The organism is Methylocaldum sp. (genome assembly GCF_035627495.1).
In the GTDB taxonomy this organism is placed as follows: domain Bacteria; phylum Pseudomonadota; class Gammaproteobacteria; order Methylococcales; family Methylococcaceae; genus Methylocaldum.
Genome location: NZ_DASPLO010000011.1, coordinates 1 through 14431, shown reverse-complemented (window position 1 = coordinate 14431; position 14431 = coordinate 1). Strand labels below are relative to the sequence as shown.

At 56.1% G+C, this 14431-nt stretch carries 15 protein-coding genes; 11 read left to right on the top strand and 4 right to left on the bottom strand.

All coding sequences use genetic code 11. The annotated features are described in order from the left end of the window. The first annotated feature begins 194 nt into the window (after positions 1-194). Positions 195-566, top strand: a complete 372-nt coding sequence (locus VEB01_RS01215) for a hypothetical protein (RefSeq protein ID WP_324872281.1) — start codon at positions 195-197, stop codon at positions 564-566. A 155-nt stretch (positions 567-721) separates the two neighbouring features. After that, on the top strand, positions 722-1603 hold the full coding sequence (locus VEB01_RS01210; RefSeq protein ID WP_324872280.1) for an MBL fold metallo-hydrolase: 882 nt from the start codon (positions 722-724) through the stop codon (positions 1601-1603). Positions 1604-1691: 88 nt separating this feature from the next. Here VEB01_RS01210 and VEB01_RS01205 read toward each other — a convergent pair whose 3' ends face one another. The 4 genes from VEB01_RS01205 to VEB01_RS01190 form a co-directional block, all read right to left on the bottom strand. After that, positions 1692-2174 carry a type II toxin-antitoxin system RatA family toxin gene (locus tag VEB01_RS01205; RefSeq protein WP_324872279.1) on the bottom strand — a complete coding sequence of 161 codons (483 nt, stop codon included), beginning with the start codon at positions 2172-2174 and terminating at the stop codon, positions 1692-1694. A gap of 158 nt (positions 2175-2332) precedes the next feature. After that, entirely contained in the window at positions 2333-2794 is a 462-nt protein-coding gene (locus VEB01_RS01200) for a PAS domain-containing protein (RefSeq protein WP_324872278.1), read from the bottom strand. An 87-nt stretch (positions 2795-2881) separates the two neighbouring features. Continuing rightward, positions 2882-3349 (bottom strand): SRPBCC family protein, encoded by a 468-nt coding sequence (locus VEB01_RS01195; protein ID WP_324872277.1) that lies wholly within the window; start codon positions 3347-3349, stop codon positions 2882-2884. A 125-nt stretch (positions 3350-3474) separates the two neighbouring features. Then, on the bottom strand, positions 3475-4629 hold the full coding sequence (locus tag VEB01_RS01190) for an NAD(P)/FAD-dependent oxidoreductase (RefSeq protein WP_324872276.1): 1155 nt from the start codon (positions 4627-4629) through the stop codon (positions 3475-3477). A gap of 423 nt (positions 4630-5052) precedes the next feature. Between VEB01_RS01190 and VEB01_RS01185 the strand changes: the two genes are divergently transcribed. The 9 genes from VEB01_RS01185 to VEB01_RS01150 all read left to right on the top strand — a co-directional run bounded on the left by VEB01_RS01185 (position 5053) and on the right by VEB01_RS01150 (position 14295). Further along, complete coding sequence (locus tag VEB01_RS01185; RefSeq protein ID WP_324872275.1) at positions 5053-5442, top strand: response regulator; 390 nt, start codon at positions 5053-5055, stop codon at positions 5440-5442. Positions 5443-5741: 299 nt separating this feature from the next. Further along, positions 5742-6818, top strand: coding sequence for a transporter (locus VEB01_RS01180; protein ID WP_324872274.1), 1077 nt, complete (start codon positions 5742-5744; stop codon positions 6816-6818). A 74-nt stretch (positions 6819-6892) separates the two neighbouring features. Next, on the top strand, positions 6893-8104 hold the full coding sequence (locus VEB01_RS01175) for an exo-alpha-sialidase (RefSeq protein ID WP_324872273.1): 1212 nt from the start codon (positions 6893-6895) through the stop codon (positions 8102-8104). 40 nt (positions 8105-8144) lie between these two features. Further along, positions 8145-8627, top strand: a complete 483-nt coding sequence (locus VEB01_RS01170) for a thioredoxin-like domain-containing protein (protein ID WP_324872272.1) — start codon at positions 8145-8147, stop codon at positions 8625-8627. A 75-nt stretch (positions 8628-8702) separates the two neighbouring features. Then, complete coding sequence (locus VEB01_RS23005; protein WP_414675385.1) at positions 8703-9041, top strand: gamma-glutamylcyclotransferase family protein; 339 nt, start codon at positions 8703-8705, stop codon at positions 9039-9041. A 297-nt stretch (positions 9042-9338) separates the two neighbouring features. Beyond that, on the top strand, positions 9339-9674 hold the full coding sequence (locus tag VEB01_RS01165) for an STAS domain-containing protein (protein WP_324872271.1): 336 nt from the start codon (positions 9339-9341) through the stop codon (positions 9672-9674). Between the two features lie 13 nt (positions 9675-9687). Next, complete coding sequence (locus VEB01_RS01160; protein ID WP_324872270.1) at positions 9688-10116, top strand: ATP-binding protein; 429 nt, start codon at positions 9688-9690, stop codon at positions 10114-10116. Between the two features lie 94 nt (positions 10117-10210). Next, the gene (locus VEB01_RS01155) at positions 10211-13576 is read left to right on the top strand and encodes an NAD-glutamate dehydrogenase domain-containing protein (protein ID WP_324872269.1); all 3366 of its coding nucleotides are present in this window, start codon (positions 10211-10213) and stop codon (positions 13574-13576) included. Positions 13577-13962: 386 nt separating this feature from the next. Then, a complete protein-coding gene (locus tag VEB01_RS01150; RefSeq protein WP_324872268.1) occupies positions 13963-14295 on the top strand; it encodes a hypothetical protein in 333 nt (110 codons plus the stop codon). The last annotated feature ends 136 nt before the right edge of the window (positions 14296-14431 follow it).

Below are 14431 nucleotides of genomic sequence, written 5' to 3'. Positions count from 1 at the left end.
CTCTCTTGGCTTCATGCAACCCACCCGAATTTGCAAGAAATCGAAATCAAATGACTGGTTTTCTTGCAAATTGTACCAGCCAATATGCAACGAATCCGTATATGTGTCAGTGTGTTAGAAATACTTCAGGGCTGACTAATTAGGGTGAGGTATTGTTTAAGCGCGCATGCCTATCAGAAGACTGGAGGTCCGATATGACCGCGGTAGCTCTTATCCTAAGCTTGATGGTCGCCGGGTTGGGCGCGTTGGGTGTAGTCTCGCCGCAAAGGCTTCTCGACCTTGTGCGGCGCTTCGAAACTCCGGCGGGGCTCTATATCGCGGCCGCTTTCCGACTCATCCTCGGCCTGGCGCTCTTGCTCGCTGCGTCCGATTCACGCGCCCCGAATGTCGTCCGGATTCTCGGCATCGTCATTTTCGTGACAGGGCTTGTCACCCCACTGATCGGAATCGAACGTTTTCAAAGACTCATCGAGTGGTGGTCTGGCCAGGGACTCGGTTTCATGCGGACCTGGGCCGGACTGACGCTGGCCTTCGGAATGTTTCTCGCTTACGCCATGCTTCCCTAATCTGGCCATCCGACGTTTCGGATCAGGTATCCGATAGCGAGTCGAGCAGTGGATTTCACATGAAATGCAACCGCCTACTCATCCGCTTGATCGTACCTCGGGTAACGCGTAGAGTGACCGCCATCTCACACCGCAACACGCATCAAGGAGGATGCATGCCAAACTTCAGACGGATCAGCCTTCCCGCTTCTCAAGACGCCCTCCCCGACTTTGGCAACGGCTCGATTTTCTTCATCGGCACGGCCACTGTTATTCTCCGGTACGCGGGTTTCACCATTCTCACCGATCCGAACTTCCTTCACGCGGGAGACCATGCCCATCTGGGCTATGGATTGACGTCAAAACGACTGACCGACCCGGCCATCGATATCGAGCAACTTCCGCCACTGGACTTCGTCGTACTCTCCCACTATCACGGAGACCACTTCGATCAGATCGTCGAAGAAAGGCTGCCAAAGGACGTCCCCATCGTGACGACAGCGCATGCGGCCGGGAAATTGAAAAACAAAGGCTTCACCGCCACGATGCCTCTCCGGACCTGGGAGTCCGTAACCGTGGAAAAGAACGGGGCGAAAGTACTCATCACGGCCATGCCGGGCAGGCACGGTCCGCCGGTCCTGGCAAAACTCCTCCCGCCAGTCATGGGCAGCATGCTCGACTTTCAAACTTCCGAAGGACTGACCACCCTATGCTTATACATTACCGGAGACACCCTGGTATTCGATGACTTGAAGGAAATTCCGAAACGCTATCCGGACATCGATCTGGGGCTGTTTCACCTTGGAGGCACCCGGATTATGGGCGTTTTGCTCACGATGGACGCCAAAGAAGGCATAGAGGCGATAAGAATCGTAAACCCTCGCGAGGCGATCCCAATCCACTACAACGATTATGAGGTTTTCAAGTCACCGATCGAAGACTTCAAGAAAGCCGTAACCGCCGCCGGCCTCGACGATCGCGTGAGATATCTGAGTCACGGCGAAACGCACCGCTTCGAAGTTCCGAAGAGCCGCTTTTCAGCCAAATCGGGCAGTTAACGTTCAAACCGGATTGCGTCTCGCACCACCAAAGCGTGCCAGGGCAACCCGATCTACGCGAAGATCGGCAAAGCGCCGTCGGAACGGCCTATGTGAGTTTCCCACGACCATGAAATGTTTCAGGCGGGTGGGCCGGCCGCTCTCCATATTTTTTGGCGGCTTGGCGGCAGAAAGCATCAACCAGAGATTCGGCCACCTCCTTGAAAAAGCCGCCGAAGGCCATTCCAAGCAAGGCATTGGCAAACTCGAAGTCCAAACGGAACGTGGCTTCGCAACCGCCGGTCGCGCTCGGCTCGAACCGCCAATGCCCGCGCAAATGCTTGAACGGCCCTTCGATCAGATTCATCCGGATATGTTTGCTATCTTCCATGGAGTTTTCCGTGGTGAAGGAAAACTTGATCTTGCCTTTGGACAAGGTGATGGTGGCCCTGAGGGTCGCAGGTGTTTTTGAAAGCAGTTTTACATTGCTGCATAAAGGAAGATAGCTGGGATAGGCTTGAACATCGTTCACCAGATCGTACATCTCTTTAGGCGTATAGTTGACGCAAACACTGGTACAAATAACCGCCATATTAAAACCTTAAATTATTCATAATCTGCTTTAACAGCGCTGGCCAAAACGATACGTTGTTGCTTCGGCCGAACGCGGATACTGTTAGGAAAACCGTTAAAACCAACCATTTTGATTCTTCGTTGTGGCATTAATCACGCGACGGCGGCATCGGCCCCTCATTTTGTTAATTTCGAAACGCTCTCCAAGCTTTCGCTCAGACGCTTGATCTCTTCTTCAGCACGTACCTGGCTAGTCACGTCATACTGAATACCCAGATAATAAATCAACTTTCCGTCCCGATCGAAGAGCGGCGTCAGTGCAAGATGATTATGAAAGAGCTCGCCGTTCTTTCGATAATTGCGCAGCGTCACCTCGATCGGTTGAAAATTCGCCAGTGCTTCGCGGATCTGGACGCGAGCTGGCTGGTCCCTATCGTCTCCCTGCAAGAACCGGCAGTTTCGACCCACCACCTCCGCCTGACTATATCCCGTAATCTCTTCGAAGGCTTTGTTGGCATAAACGAGAGGCATATCCTCCAAGTCCGGATCGGCCAGCGTTACGCCGTTGATACACGAATCGAGAATCTTCGCCAAGACCTGAGGGATCAGCCCTGGATCTTTTTCCACAACGAAGGCCATAATCGGTTCCTCCTAACTCCCAAACTTAATCTTTGCCCTCTTGGACTTAGTTATTGATCGAAAACCTTGCCAAGCTCCTTTTAGGCATCATGAACGGCTCTCGATCAGACCCTTTAAATTCTTCACTGTCTGCTCGGCACCCTCTTGGACGGCCACTCGGATCAATTTCTCAAACGGGCGCATGAACAGCTCAAGCTCCGGCAGCTCGAACGTAAATGCGATCTGGGTGGATGGCGACGGCGCGCTGTTTTGCTCGAGATCATAGATAACGCGGTAAGGGCTGGATACCCCGCTGAAGCATATCCGCTTGTTCGGCTGGTAGTCGGTCACCCTGAACGTCGATTCGGACCGGTGCCCATGATCGACTCGAACCTGCCGCGCCAGGGTGCCAAGACGCACCGGCCCTTCCGACAAGGGTTTCAATTCGACCACTTCGGGCGACCACTTCGGGTAATTGTTGAAAAATTCATCGCTGATGAAATGAAAAACTTCGTCTACGGGTTTGTTGATTACTGTGCTCGCCTTAGCTTTTACGGGCTGACTTGAGCCGAACATTATCTTCCGCCTCCTAAATTTCCTGGCGTCGTTATCGGACGCACCGGTATCCCATGAATTTACTTACCTGCTCGTGTTTTTTGACAGCAGCGCCACAAGGATAAGTCCACCCGACCTTACAATCTTCACAACACATAGGTATCGATGCCCGCAAGCAATAGATCGTATTGCGCTTCGACGATTTCTTTCACGACCGTTGCGGGAAAGCCCCCCACCACATTACGTTCCAATGCTACCCAACCCACGGAATCCTGCGGCCCCATGCTGATTACGTAACCCAGATCGCGATGCAGATAAGGCTCCAGCAATTTGACGAGTCCCGAATGCCTGAGAATGTTCCGGGCGACCAACTTGCCTTTGCGCACGGCGGACTGAGCCGTCATGGCATTCGAACCGAGTGACCGGTAGTACGAGCAGTCGCCGGCGGTGAAAACCCGGTCCAAGGCCTCGCCGTCCACGGTGACCTGTCCGAAGAAATTGGCATGTAGCCGAACGCTCGCGCTTTTGCCGACGAAAAGCAAAGTCAGGTGGGAATCGAGTTCGGACAACTCGCCCGTCTCCGTCGCCTCGAGTACGACATGGTCCGCCTCCTGAGTGCGGAAAAAACTACCGGGCACATGCTCTATTCCGAGGTCTGCCATGCGAGCCTGTACGTACTGCCCCAATTTCGCATCGAATTGCGTCAGCACCCCGTGTTCGGAATCCACCAGGCGCAGCCGACAGGGAATCCGGCGCTCCCGCACGAAATTAGCGATCTCGAACAAATACTGGATTCCCGTCGCACCGCCTCCAACCGCGGTAATCCAGGGATCGGAAGCGCCTGTTGCCGCTAGATTTTCTTCCAGAAGGTCCGGACCCGATTTCTCGATGAATTCGTCGAGATCGATTATACGGCTGGATTTTGCGAGCTTCTTGAAGCCTGCTCCCGTGGCGATCAGCAGGTAGTCGAACCCTATTTGATCTTGCCCGACCGTTATGACCCGGTCGCTTTGCCACTGCTTGAGCTCCGCATCGTCGAACTTTAGCTCCGCCGTGATGTGGTGAAAATTGAAGCGTTTCGCCAAGGTCGCGAAAGGTACTTTGAAGTCCGCCAGCGGGCGGCGAAAACTTTCGTGAAGATGAGTGATCTTAAGGTGATAAGGCCGCGGATCGACCAAAACGATTTCAGCATCGGGACGATATTCACGGATCGTAACCAGCGCCGACAGCCCTGAATAGCCGCCGCCGACAATGACAATCCTGAGCGCTTCCCTGCCGGGGACATAAAATGGCAAGAACATGATTTTTTCTCTTTTTGTTGTTACTTGTTTTATGAATTCCCCATCGCCGATGGACCGATTTCCAGAAGCCCGGCGTTTTGGCCGACCCGTCAGGGAAATTCCCGCTTTTTCTATAGACTTGCCGACCCAATAAAGATTCACTCTTAGTCTGGCTGCGTAGCGCTCTCACTATCCGCGCCGCAACCCTAAACACGCATCGCTCAAACTATGAAACCACCTCATTAGGCAGTATTGTGTCATCCGGCAATTTAAGGCGGATGAGGCCGACGCATCAACGCTTGTCGTCCCTATCCTGGGCTGACCGAAACAGATCGTCGAGTCACATGAAGGGCAAATCGAAGCCCTGAGCACGGGCCTCGAACAGGGCAGCGAATTCGTCGTAAGATTGCCTTAATGCGCTGAATTTACTAAAGGAACTGATCCATGACCGACAAAGACACCACGCATCGCGGAAAGGACGAATCCAAGCGGATCCTAGTGGTCGATGACAACACGGATGCCGTCGAAAGCTTGGCCTTGTTGCTCGAACTCGAAGGCCATGAAGTCAAAACCGCACTCGATGGGCCGACCGCTCTCGAACTGGCGTCCGATTTTCAACCGCAGGCCGTTCTTTTGGACATCGGCCTTCCGGGAATGGATGGCTATGAAGTAGCCCGTAGACTGCGTGAAACCCCGGAGATGAGCAAGGCGCTGATCATCGCCATTACCGGCTATGGCCAGCAAGAAGACCGAGCCCTTACCAAGGCCGCCGGGTTCGATCATCATTTGGTGAAGCCGGTCGATCCCGAGGAATTGGGCGCCCTGCTCGCGTAGTACTATCGGCAGACCGCTATGGACGCTTGTCCACGCTCATCTGGCAGGAATGTTTATGCGTGATTTCACACACCGCGCTGTGTCATTTGCCACAGTTTTGCGAACAACATCGGTCCGCATGCAATGCTACCGCCTGCTGCATAACCGATTCAGCATACTTGGCTCGATTTCTGCGTGATCGCCTTTCCGTTTGAGCATCGGTCGAAACTCGAAAAAATCCCCGCTGTTCTCGAAAAAACGCATTTTCAGCGTTTACCGGGACAATAGCGTTATCCCTTCCCCTCGCATGTGAGAATTTTATGAAACAAAAAATAAGAATTGCGGTGACCGCGGCTTTGGCATCGGGCATCAGTCTCTGCAGCAATTCACTCTTGGCGGATCACGGTTCCATCGGCTTCGGCCTGGGCACGGCGGCACCGATCATCACCAGCAGCGCGATTACACTGCCTGCAAGCAAGGCGCTGGTCGGCGTGACGACCCAATATACGGACTACAACGAGTTTTCGACTTCGCGGCTCATCGAGCTCAACGAGCGGCTTGAGGGTGAGGAGAGGCACGTCCATAGCATTGAATCGCTGCTGACGACGTCGCTGATCGCGGCTTATGGCGTCACCGACGACATCACTTTAGGCCTGCGCTTTCCCTATGTGTGGCGCAACAACGTCCGCGAAGTGCCCCACCATGATGAAGAGGAGCATCATGACGACGAAGAAGGCGCAGGAGAGGAGGCTCCCCATGTCCAGAACCTCGGAGACCCGAATGGCATCGGCGACACCACGTTCTTCGGCCAATGGCGATTCTTCAACACGGAAGACAATCTGACCCATGTTGCGCTGCTCGGCGCCGTCAAAATGCCGACCGGACGCACCGACCGCGTCACGGCCCGAAACGAGGAGGGAGAACGGGAAATTCAGGATGTGCATTTCCAACCCGGCAGCGGCTCCTGGGACGGCAGTCTGGGGCTAGCCTTCACCCAAGGGCTCGGTGATTTCTCCTTCGACTCCAACGTGCTCTATACCTGGGTGACTAAGGGTGACCGCGATGTCGATCTGGGTGATGTTTTTACCTATAATGCCGCCCTCTCCTGGAGCCCCGGCGGAACGCTCGGCGGCGGGCTCCAGGCGTCCAGCAACTTCAACCTCTGGACCCTGATGGTCGAATTGAACGGCGAATGGCGTGACTTTCAAACCGAACGAGGGCTAAAGGACGTCGATGAAGGCGGCCATATTCTCTATGTTTCACCGGGCGCTCGCTTTGCGGGCGGCGAGAACTGGAACCTGGCTTTGTCGTTCGGCGTACCTATCGTGACCGATCTGAACGGCCATCAGGTGGAACCGGATTACCGTATCACCAGTCGAATCAACGTTACGTTCTGAAGGCGGCGAAATTGCAAACCGGGTGCTTGACTCCAAGCCTGACGCTTATCGCACTGAAGCGAAGAGCGATCCGGATGTGGTATTCCTGCGGCGCCCACAACCGCTTAGCTGTGCTGTGTTTCTGGGTTTTGTCCGTGGTGACCTTAGCCGGTTGCGCGTCGATCGGTTCGGGAACAAACCCGGCGCCGGGCGGCTTTGAACGCTATGCCGGCATGGACGTCAAACTTCCGGTTTCGGCGGCTTTCGGCCCGGACCGACGGCTGTGGCGCGTCGTGCCGACCGATGATCACGTCTATGTGGATTCTTCCAGCGATTACGGCAAGACCTTCAGCCCGCCGGTGGCGGTCAACCCGGAGCGCGTGCCCATAAGAGCGCAGAGCGAATATCGCCCGCAGATCGCCGTCGAACCCGCCGGCCGGGTTTACGTCGCCTACCCGGCCTTCGGTCTGCAGCCCTGGACAAGCTATTTGAGCGTTTCCGCAGATCGGGGACAGCACTTCAGCACGCCGGAACCTTTGAGCGACAAGGCGAGGATAGCCAACTCATTTCAGACCATATTGGCGATTGCCCCCAATGGCGATTTGCACGCTTTCTGGCACGACGAGCGCGAAGGAATTAACGAAGCGCGGGGCAACGACATTTTTCACACCGCCCTGGACGCCCAGGGAAAAACCGCTCAATCCAATCACAAAATCGTGGACGGGGTTTGCAGTTGCTGCCGTCTCGCCGTCGATTTCGACACGGATGGCCGGCCGGTCCTGCTCACCCGCTTTATTTATCCCGGCAATGTCCGCGATCATGGTCTGCTGAAGCCCAAGGGAAATAGCGCGGAATGGGCGGCGGCACGAGCCACCGTCGATGACTGGGAGATCGAGGCGTGTCCCGTCCATGGACCCGCGCTTTCCATCGGCCCCAATGGACGCTACCACATCGCCTGGTTCACCCAGGGAAAAAAACGCCAAGGCTTGTTTTATGCCTATTCCGACGATCAAGCCCGCCGCTTTTCCGAGCCCGTGGCTTTGGGCGATCCTCACAAACTACCGGCACATCCCGACGTATTGGCCATGAGAAACCGCGTGGTCTTGGCCTGGAACGAGTTCGACGGCAAGAAGAATCGGGCGATGGTCAAACAGTCCAGGGACAGCGGAAAAACATGGTCCGAGGCGGTGGCGACGCTGGAGTCGGACTCCGACGTCGATTTTCCGTTCCTCCTGACCGACGGCCAAGCGATTTTTCTGTCGTGGAATAGCCAAGACAAAGGTTACCGCCTGATCCGCATCGATTAACAGACCCGCCCACATCGTTCTGACTCCTATCCATATCGATATGAAAAAACTATGCGCCCTGCTTTGCCTGTTCATGACGTTTTTTTCGGTTCCGCTATTGGCCGAAAATCAGACTCACCCTTTTGTTGCCGGCAGCCTTAACGAAATTTTGAAAACCCGGCAGGGAAAGCCTTTTATTCTCATGTTCTGGTCGTTGGACTGCGCCAGTTGCATGCGGGATCTGGATGCCCTTGCAGCGTCGATGAAAAAGCATCCGAAGCTGGATTTGGTGATGGTCTCCACCGACGAGGCCGAATTCGCCGGCGAAGTGAGCGACATGCTGGCGAAACACGAGCTGAAACAGCTCGAGTCGTGGATTTTCAGCGAGTCCAACACGCAGCGGTTACGCTACGAGGTGGATTCGTCCTGGTACGGCGAACTGCCCCGCAGTTATTTCTACGACGCCGGCCATAACCGTTTACCGGTCAGCGGCGCGATCACCGCCGAACACATCGACGCCTGGGTCACCGCCGTCAGTCCTTAACGCCGATTACAGCCGCTTTAGGGGGCTGATCAGTCGGCGGATGATAAGTCTGCAACCGGCTCGTGTCTTACGCCCATGCCCCGTACGTACAACGTTTTCGCCTATGGCACCTTGCAAATTCCTGAGGTAATGCACGCCGTGGCCTGCGCCTCTTACCCATCGCAGGCGGCCCGACTACATGATTACGCCCGCTATCGCATTCGCAACCAGGTTTATCCGGGGGTTCGGAGCGAGCTCGGCACGTTCACCGACGGCATACTCTACAAGGATGTCTCGGCGCGAGACCCTCACCCTAGTTACCCGCACCGGAGTGCGAACCGACGCGGAAGTCTATATAGTTCCGTCCGCGCATTACCGACTGCTCATCCGGCGGAGCTGGGACCTGGAGCATTTCAGAGAAACGGCGCTCCGTGAATTTTTAACCCGCTGCCGTCGTCTAAGTAGATAGGTCGTTTCACGCCGGTTGTTCCGGCCCGATAAAAACGTGTGGACGGCAAGCCGCTGCAAATCTGCTCTTGATACGACTCGCAATCGTCACAAGTTCCCGGATAACAAGGCGCTGAAACGCGGTCCGGCCGCCGCGCATAGGTGGTTCGGCCCAAAAACGTCACCGCAAGGACTTTCCGCCTATATTTTTGTCGACGGGTTCCACGTTATTATTTCCCATGTGGCCTGTCCTACATAAACCATTGCGGATGCTGGAGCCAAACGATGAATATCTCGACTGAAGATCGTAACGGCAGGACCATCCTCAACCTCGGGGAGGAACGCATTGATGCGCATAACTCCGGCGAACTAAAGGATTACATCCTCAAGCTGCTGGAAGACGGTCACACGCGCTTGGTTGTCAATTTGTCGGGCGTCCGGTTCATCGACAGCTCAGGTTTGGGCGCTCTGCTGTCCGGTTACAAGAATGCTTCTTTGCGCTCCGGCAGCTTTGTACTGGCGGGACTACAGCCGCGCGTGCAATCCATGTTCGAGCTCACCCGCTTGCATCGGGTATTTGACATCTATCCCAGCCTCCGGGAGGTTCCGGGGAACGACTAGCCAGGAGATTTCGATGTGCGGCGAGACGGGCATCAACGTCGAAATTGTGGTTCCGAATCAAACTCGCTATCTGAGTTTGATCGGCAATATCGCCGAACAGGTAGCCAAGACCTTGGATGTCTATACCGGCGACCGCGATGCGCTTGCCTATCATCTTAATCTGGTTCTGACCGAAGCGATGGTCAACGCGATTCAGCATGCTGCACCGGGCGACACCCACAAAACCGTGCGGGTGTGCATGTACATCGAAGACAAGGATCTCCGAATTTATGTATACGATTATGGTCAGGGCTTCGATTTGAATAAGGTGCCCGCGCCTAATCTCGACGCCCTGAACGAGCGCGGCCGCGGCATCTTTTTCATGCGCACGTTTATGGATTGGGTCAGCTACCGTAAGACCGACAACGGCAACGTACTGGAGATGTACAAGAAGCTGGGTTAGACCTTGTTCGAGCAACCGAACTCGAGCCGGCGAAATCGTAGTTATCCTTGCCGGGAATCACCGTCGGCATCCCGATTCGTCAGGAGAAATTACCATGCCTTGGGAACACAGCTTCCGAACCTTTCTTGACCAGGCGGCCCGGGAGTTTCACCAAACCGCTCCTTCATTTCCCTACGAGCAGGCTTTCTCCGCCGAATACCGCGCGCTCGTTCCTCCGCAACTGGCAACCCGGGACGCGTTCAAGGTAGAGCACGTCACCCGCACGGGCCGGGAGGCTGTCGACCTATGGGCGCCCGACCGGCAACTCGGCGATCCGCACCATCGCCTTCAGCTTTACGGCATACGCGAACGGAGTCTGGATGAGATCATTCCGATCCTGCAAGACCTAAACCTGCGGGTGGTCGACCAGGTTCAATTCAGGGTCGAGGTCAGATCGCAGCGCGTCTTCATCCGCAGCTTCTCGGTCAAGCCCGCCGCGGACGGCCTCGACTCCCTGATGCCGGTCAAAGAGCCGCTGCTGGATGCTTTCATGGCGCTGCTGACGGGGCGGGCGGAGAACGATGCCCTAAACGGCTTGCTGCTGCTGACCGGCCTTTCCTGGAAGGAAATCGACGTCTTCCGCGCATACCGAAACTATTATTTCCAGATTGGCAGCCGCTTCGGCCGTTTCCGCTTTCATCAGGCGCTGCTCAACAATCCCAAGACGGCCCTGCTGCTTTTTCACTATTTCGAGAGCCGGTTCAAGCCGGACAAACGCTGGATCGGTCTAGCCCGGCGCGAGGACGACGGCATGCTGCCGATCCGCATGGAATTGAGCTCGTCGCTGAATGCGGTGGAAGACTCGAACGAGGATCGCATTCTCCGCGACCTGTTCAACCTGATCGACGCCACGCTGCGGACCAACTTCTATCGGCGGGTGGACCAGCCGGACCATTTTATCGCCCTCAAGATCAGCAGCCTGGGGGTCATCAATATGCCGGCGCCACGTCCCTTGTTCGAGATTTACGTCCATTCGGCGCTGATGGAGGGCATCCATCTGCGGGGAGCCAAGGTGGCTCGCGGCGGCATCCGCTGGTCGGATCGCCCGGACGATTTCCGCAGCGAAATTCTCGATTTGATGAAAACACAGATGATCAAGAATGCCTTGATCGTTCCGCAAGGCGCCAAGGGCGGATTCGTCATCAAATCGCCGGCGCGGGACTCGTCCGATCGCGACCGGGCGGCCCAGGAAGCTTATTCCACGCTGATTCGAGGACTGCTGGACCTGACCGACAATTTGAACGGCGCCGTGGTGACCGGCCCTTCCGATGTCGTGGCCCACGACGATGCCGACCCATATCTGGTCGTTGCCGCGGACAAGGGGACGGCCCGGCTGTCCGATCGCGCCAATGTGATCGCCGCAGAATACGGATTTTGGCTCGGAGACGCCTTCGCCAGCGGCGGTTCCCACGGCTATCACCACAAGAAGCTCGGCATCACCGCCCGAGGCGCCTGGGAATGCGTGAAACGACACTTCCGCGAATTGGGGCAGGATATAGACACCCAGCCGTTTACGGCGATCGGCATCGGCAGCATGGACGGCGACGTGTTCGGCAACGGCATGCTGCTTTCCGACAAGATTCGCCTACGCGCCGCCTTCAGCGCCAATCATATCTTTCTCGATCCGAATCCCGACCCCGTGCAGTCCTATCGAGAGCGAAGACGCTTGTTCGATCTGCCCAATTCCAGTTGGGACAGTTACGACCCCGCCTTGATCTCGGCCGGCGGCGGCGTATTCCGGCGCGATGCAAAGGATATCCCGCTATCACCCGACGTCCGCGAGTGGCTCGGGATACGTCATGCCACGGTCGACGGGGAAGAACTGATCCGGCTGCTGCTGACCGCTTCGGTCGATCTGCTCTGGCTCGGCGGCATTGGAACTTACGTCAAAGCCAGCGCCGAAACCCATGAGGACGTCGGCGACAAGGTCAATGACCTCACCCGAGTCGACGCCAGCCAAGTTAAAGCGAAAGTGGTCGGTGAAGGCGCCAACCTCGGCTTCACCCAACTCGCCCGCATCGAATATGCGCTGGGCGGAGGACGCATCAATACCGATGCGGTCGACAACTCGGGCGGAGTCGATTTATCCGACCACGAGGTCAATCTCAAAATCCTCATGACCCTGCTGCAGCACAAGGGATTGATTGCCGACCAGGAGGAACGCGACCGGTGGCTCGCGGAAATGACGGAAGACGTTTGCCGCTCGGTGCTGGCCAACAATTATTGGCAAAGCCTCTGCCTTTCCCTGGACCACAGGCGCTGTGCCCAGGATGTGGAACCATTTCTCGAACTGGCGGGCCGGCTGATCAATGCGGGTTTGCTCGACCCGGCGGTAGAGTCGTTTCCCTCCCGCAAGGAAATCGCGGCACGCTCCCAGCAAGTTCTGACCCGCCCGGAACTGGCGATACTGATGGCCTATGCCAAATTGGCCTTGAAGCAGGCGCTCTTCGACAATACCGAGTTTCTGTCGGCATCCTGGACCGAGGACTGCTTCGCCGGCTATTTTCCGGCAGCGGTGCGAGAGCGTTTTGCCGAGACGCTCGAGGAACATTCGCTCGCCAAGGAAATTACCGCCACCGTCGTGTGCAACACGCTCATCAACCAAGCCGGGGTGGGCTTTTTGGTTTGGGTCGACGAACTCGAGCCGCCTCTCCTGAATCAAGCCGTCAGAGCATATTTTCTGTTCGACCGCGTACTCGATGGCCGTAAGCTGCGCCACAAAATCTGCGCGTTGGACGGTCGAATTGCGGCCCCGCGGCAGATCGAACTTCTGCTGCTTTTGGAAGGCCTCCTGAACTCCTTCTGCCTATGGGCGCTGCATAAGGGCAAAGCGCTTTATCCGAATCCCGAGACGGTGGCCGTGTGGCGCAAGGACCTAGCACAGCATCTCGATTATCTCGCGAAAAGTCTTGCGGAGAGCGAGCGCCCGGATTACGAACAGCGCATCGCCGGGTCTGAAGCCTTGGGCTTCACGGCGGAAGAAGCCCGTCTCATGGCTCTCCTGGAACGACTGCACGACTTTCCGGCCTTGGTCGACCTCGCCGCCGGGACAGGCGAGCCGCTGTCAAAAGTGGCCGAACTGAATGACGCGGTCGCCGACCATTTGGACCTCAGACGGCTGATCCCCCGACTCGAGAACGTGAAACCGCGCGACCGATGGGAACGCCGGGTGCAAACCGTGCTGCTGGAACGACTGAGGTCCGGATCGGTTCGCTTCAGCCGCGCGATGCTGCGCGCCGGCTTACGCGATCCGGCCGCGTTTTTCGCCGGGCAGCGCCTTCAGCCACGTCTCGCGAAACTGCGCCGATTCGGACGAGAACTCAATGAATCGACGGCGGCGGCAGCCTCTTTGATTCCATTCACCGCCCTGGTCACGGCATTGGAAGCCTTGCGGGAAGCCTGTGACGACCCAAGCAGTTGATCAAGAGCTTCAAGTGATATCAGAGCAATCGCACGATTGGTGAATCGTCGTATTTTGGCGCGCCCGTCCCCTCTCGCCTTTGGGAGAGGGAGTGAAGTCGGAATCGCCCTACCAGGGACATGAATTTACTGGCCTTCGGACAGGTCTTAGAGGTACACTATAAAGGCCTATTTTCAAGCTATCCGCCTGATCTAAAAGCCTTTACGGCGATATCAATCCGCTCCGCCCCGGTAGCTCAGTAGGATAGAGCGTCCCCCTCCTAAGGGGACCTGTCCGATTTTCGAGGGGACCTCCGAGGCATAAAAATCAAAGGCTTATATAGCCTTCAAGATGCCCTGCCTTTGCTCTGTCACACCTGTGTCACATTTGACTTCAAGGTGTGAGTGATGGCTACCATCCGCAAACGTTCTAACGGGACCTTTCAAGTTCAAATCAGGCTAAAAGGAAATAAGCCTCTTACTGGAACCTTCTCAACCAAAGACCTTGCTCAGAAATGGGCTAAGAAGATTGAATCTGAGATCGAGCAAGGAACCTACCGAGACCATGCCCCTGCTCAAGAGACAATCTTCAAGGAAGTCTGTGAGCGCTACCTAAACAACGTCCTTCCATCTAAAAAATCCGTCAAGCAGACGAGAAGCGCTCTCGGCATCATTCTTGAGCACCTTGGAGACTACTCCTTGGCAAGGCTTTCTACCGTTGCTATTGCTGATTACCGGTAAGCGCTCCTTTAACGACGTCTGGAATGGTGGCGGAAAAGAGGTAAGGATGGTGTCCACGTATAAGCAGGTGGACACCTATGACAGAGAAAAGCTCAGTGTTGTCGCGGCCGCTGGTCATGGGACGCAAGCGGGATGG

Excerpts from the sequence above, each read along its gene's own strand:
- VEB01_RS01210 (WP_324872280.1), top strand. The coding sequence starts at position 722 with ATGCCAAACTTCAGACGGATCAGCCTTCCCGCTTCTCAAGACGCCCTC.
- VEB01_RS01155 (WP_324872269.1), top strand. The coding sequence starts at position 10,211 with ATGCCTTGGGAACACAGCTTCCGAACCTTTCTTGACCAGGCGGCCCGG.
- VEB01_RS23005 (WP_414675385.1), top strand. The coding sequence starts at position 8,703 with ATGCCCCGTACGTACAACGTTTTCGCCTATGGCACCTTGCAAATTCCT.
- VEB01_RS01150 (WP_324872268.1), top strand. The coding sequence starts at position 13,963 with ATGGCTACCATCCGCAAACGTTCTAACGGGACCTTTCAAGTTCAAATC.
- VEB01_RS01175 (WP_324872273.1), top strand. The coding sequence starts at position 6,893 with ATGTGGTATTCCTGCGGCGCCCACAACCGCTTAGCTGTGCTGTGTTTC.
- VEB01_RS01180 (WP_324872274.1), top strand. The coding sequence starts at position 5,742 with ATGAAACAAAAAATAAGAATTGCGGTGACCGCGGCTTTGGCATCGGGC.
- VEB01_RS01190 (WP_324872276.1), bottom strand. The coding sequence starts at position 4,629 with ATGTTCTTGCCATTTTATGTCCCCGGCAGGGAAGCGCTCAGGATTGTC.
- VEB01_RS01165 (WP_324872271.1), top strand. The coding sequence starts at position 9,339 with ATGAATATCTCGACTGAAGATCGTAACGGCAGGACCATCCTCAACCTC.
- VEB01_RS01185 (WP_324872275.1), top strand. The coding sequence starts at position 5,053 with ATGACCGACAAAGACACCACGCATCGCGGAAAGGACGAATCCAAGCGG.
- VEB01_RS01170 (WP_324872272.1), top strand. The coding sequence starts at position 8,145 with ATGAAAAAACTATGCGCCCTGCTTTGCCTGTTCATGACGTTTTTTTCG.
- VEB01_RS01205 (WP_324872279.1), bottom strand. The coding sequence starts at position 2,174 with ATGGCGGTTATTTGTACCAGTGTTTGCGTCAACTATACGCCTAAAGAG.
- VEB01_RS01215 (WP_324872281.1), top strand. The coding sequence starts at position 195 with ATGACCGCGGTAGCTCTTATCCTAAGCTTGATGGTCGCCGGGTTGGGC.
- VEB01_RS01195 (WP_324872277.1), bottom strand. The coding sequence starts at position 3,349 with ATGTTCGGCTCAAGTCAGCCCGTAAAAGCTAAGGCGAGCACAGTAATC.
- VEB01_RS01160 (WP_324872270.1), top strand. The coding sequence starts at position 9,688 with ATGTGCGGCGAGACGGGCATCAACGTCGAAATTGTGGTTCCGAATCAA.
- VEB01_RS01200 (WP_324872278.1), bottom strand. The coding sequence starts at position 2,794 with ATGGCCTTCGTTGTGGAAAAAGATCCAGGGCTGATCCCTCAGGTCTTG.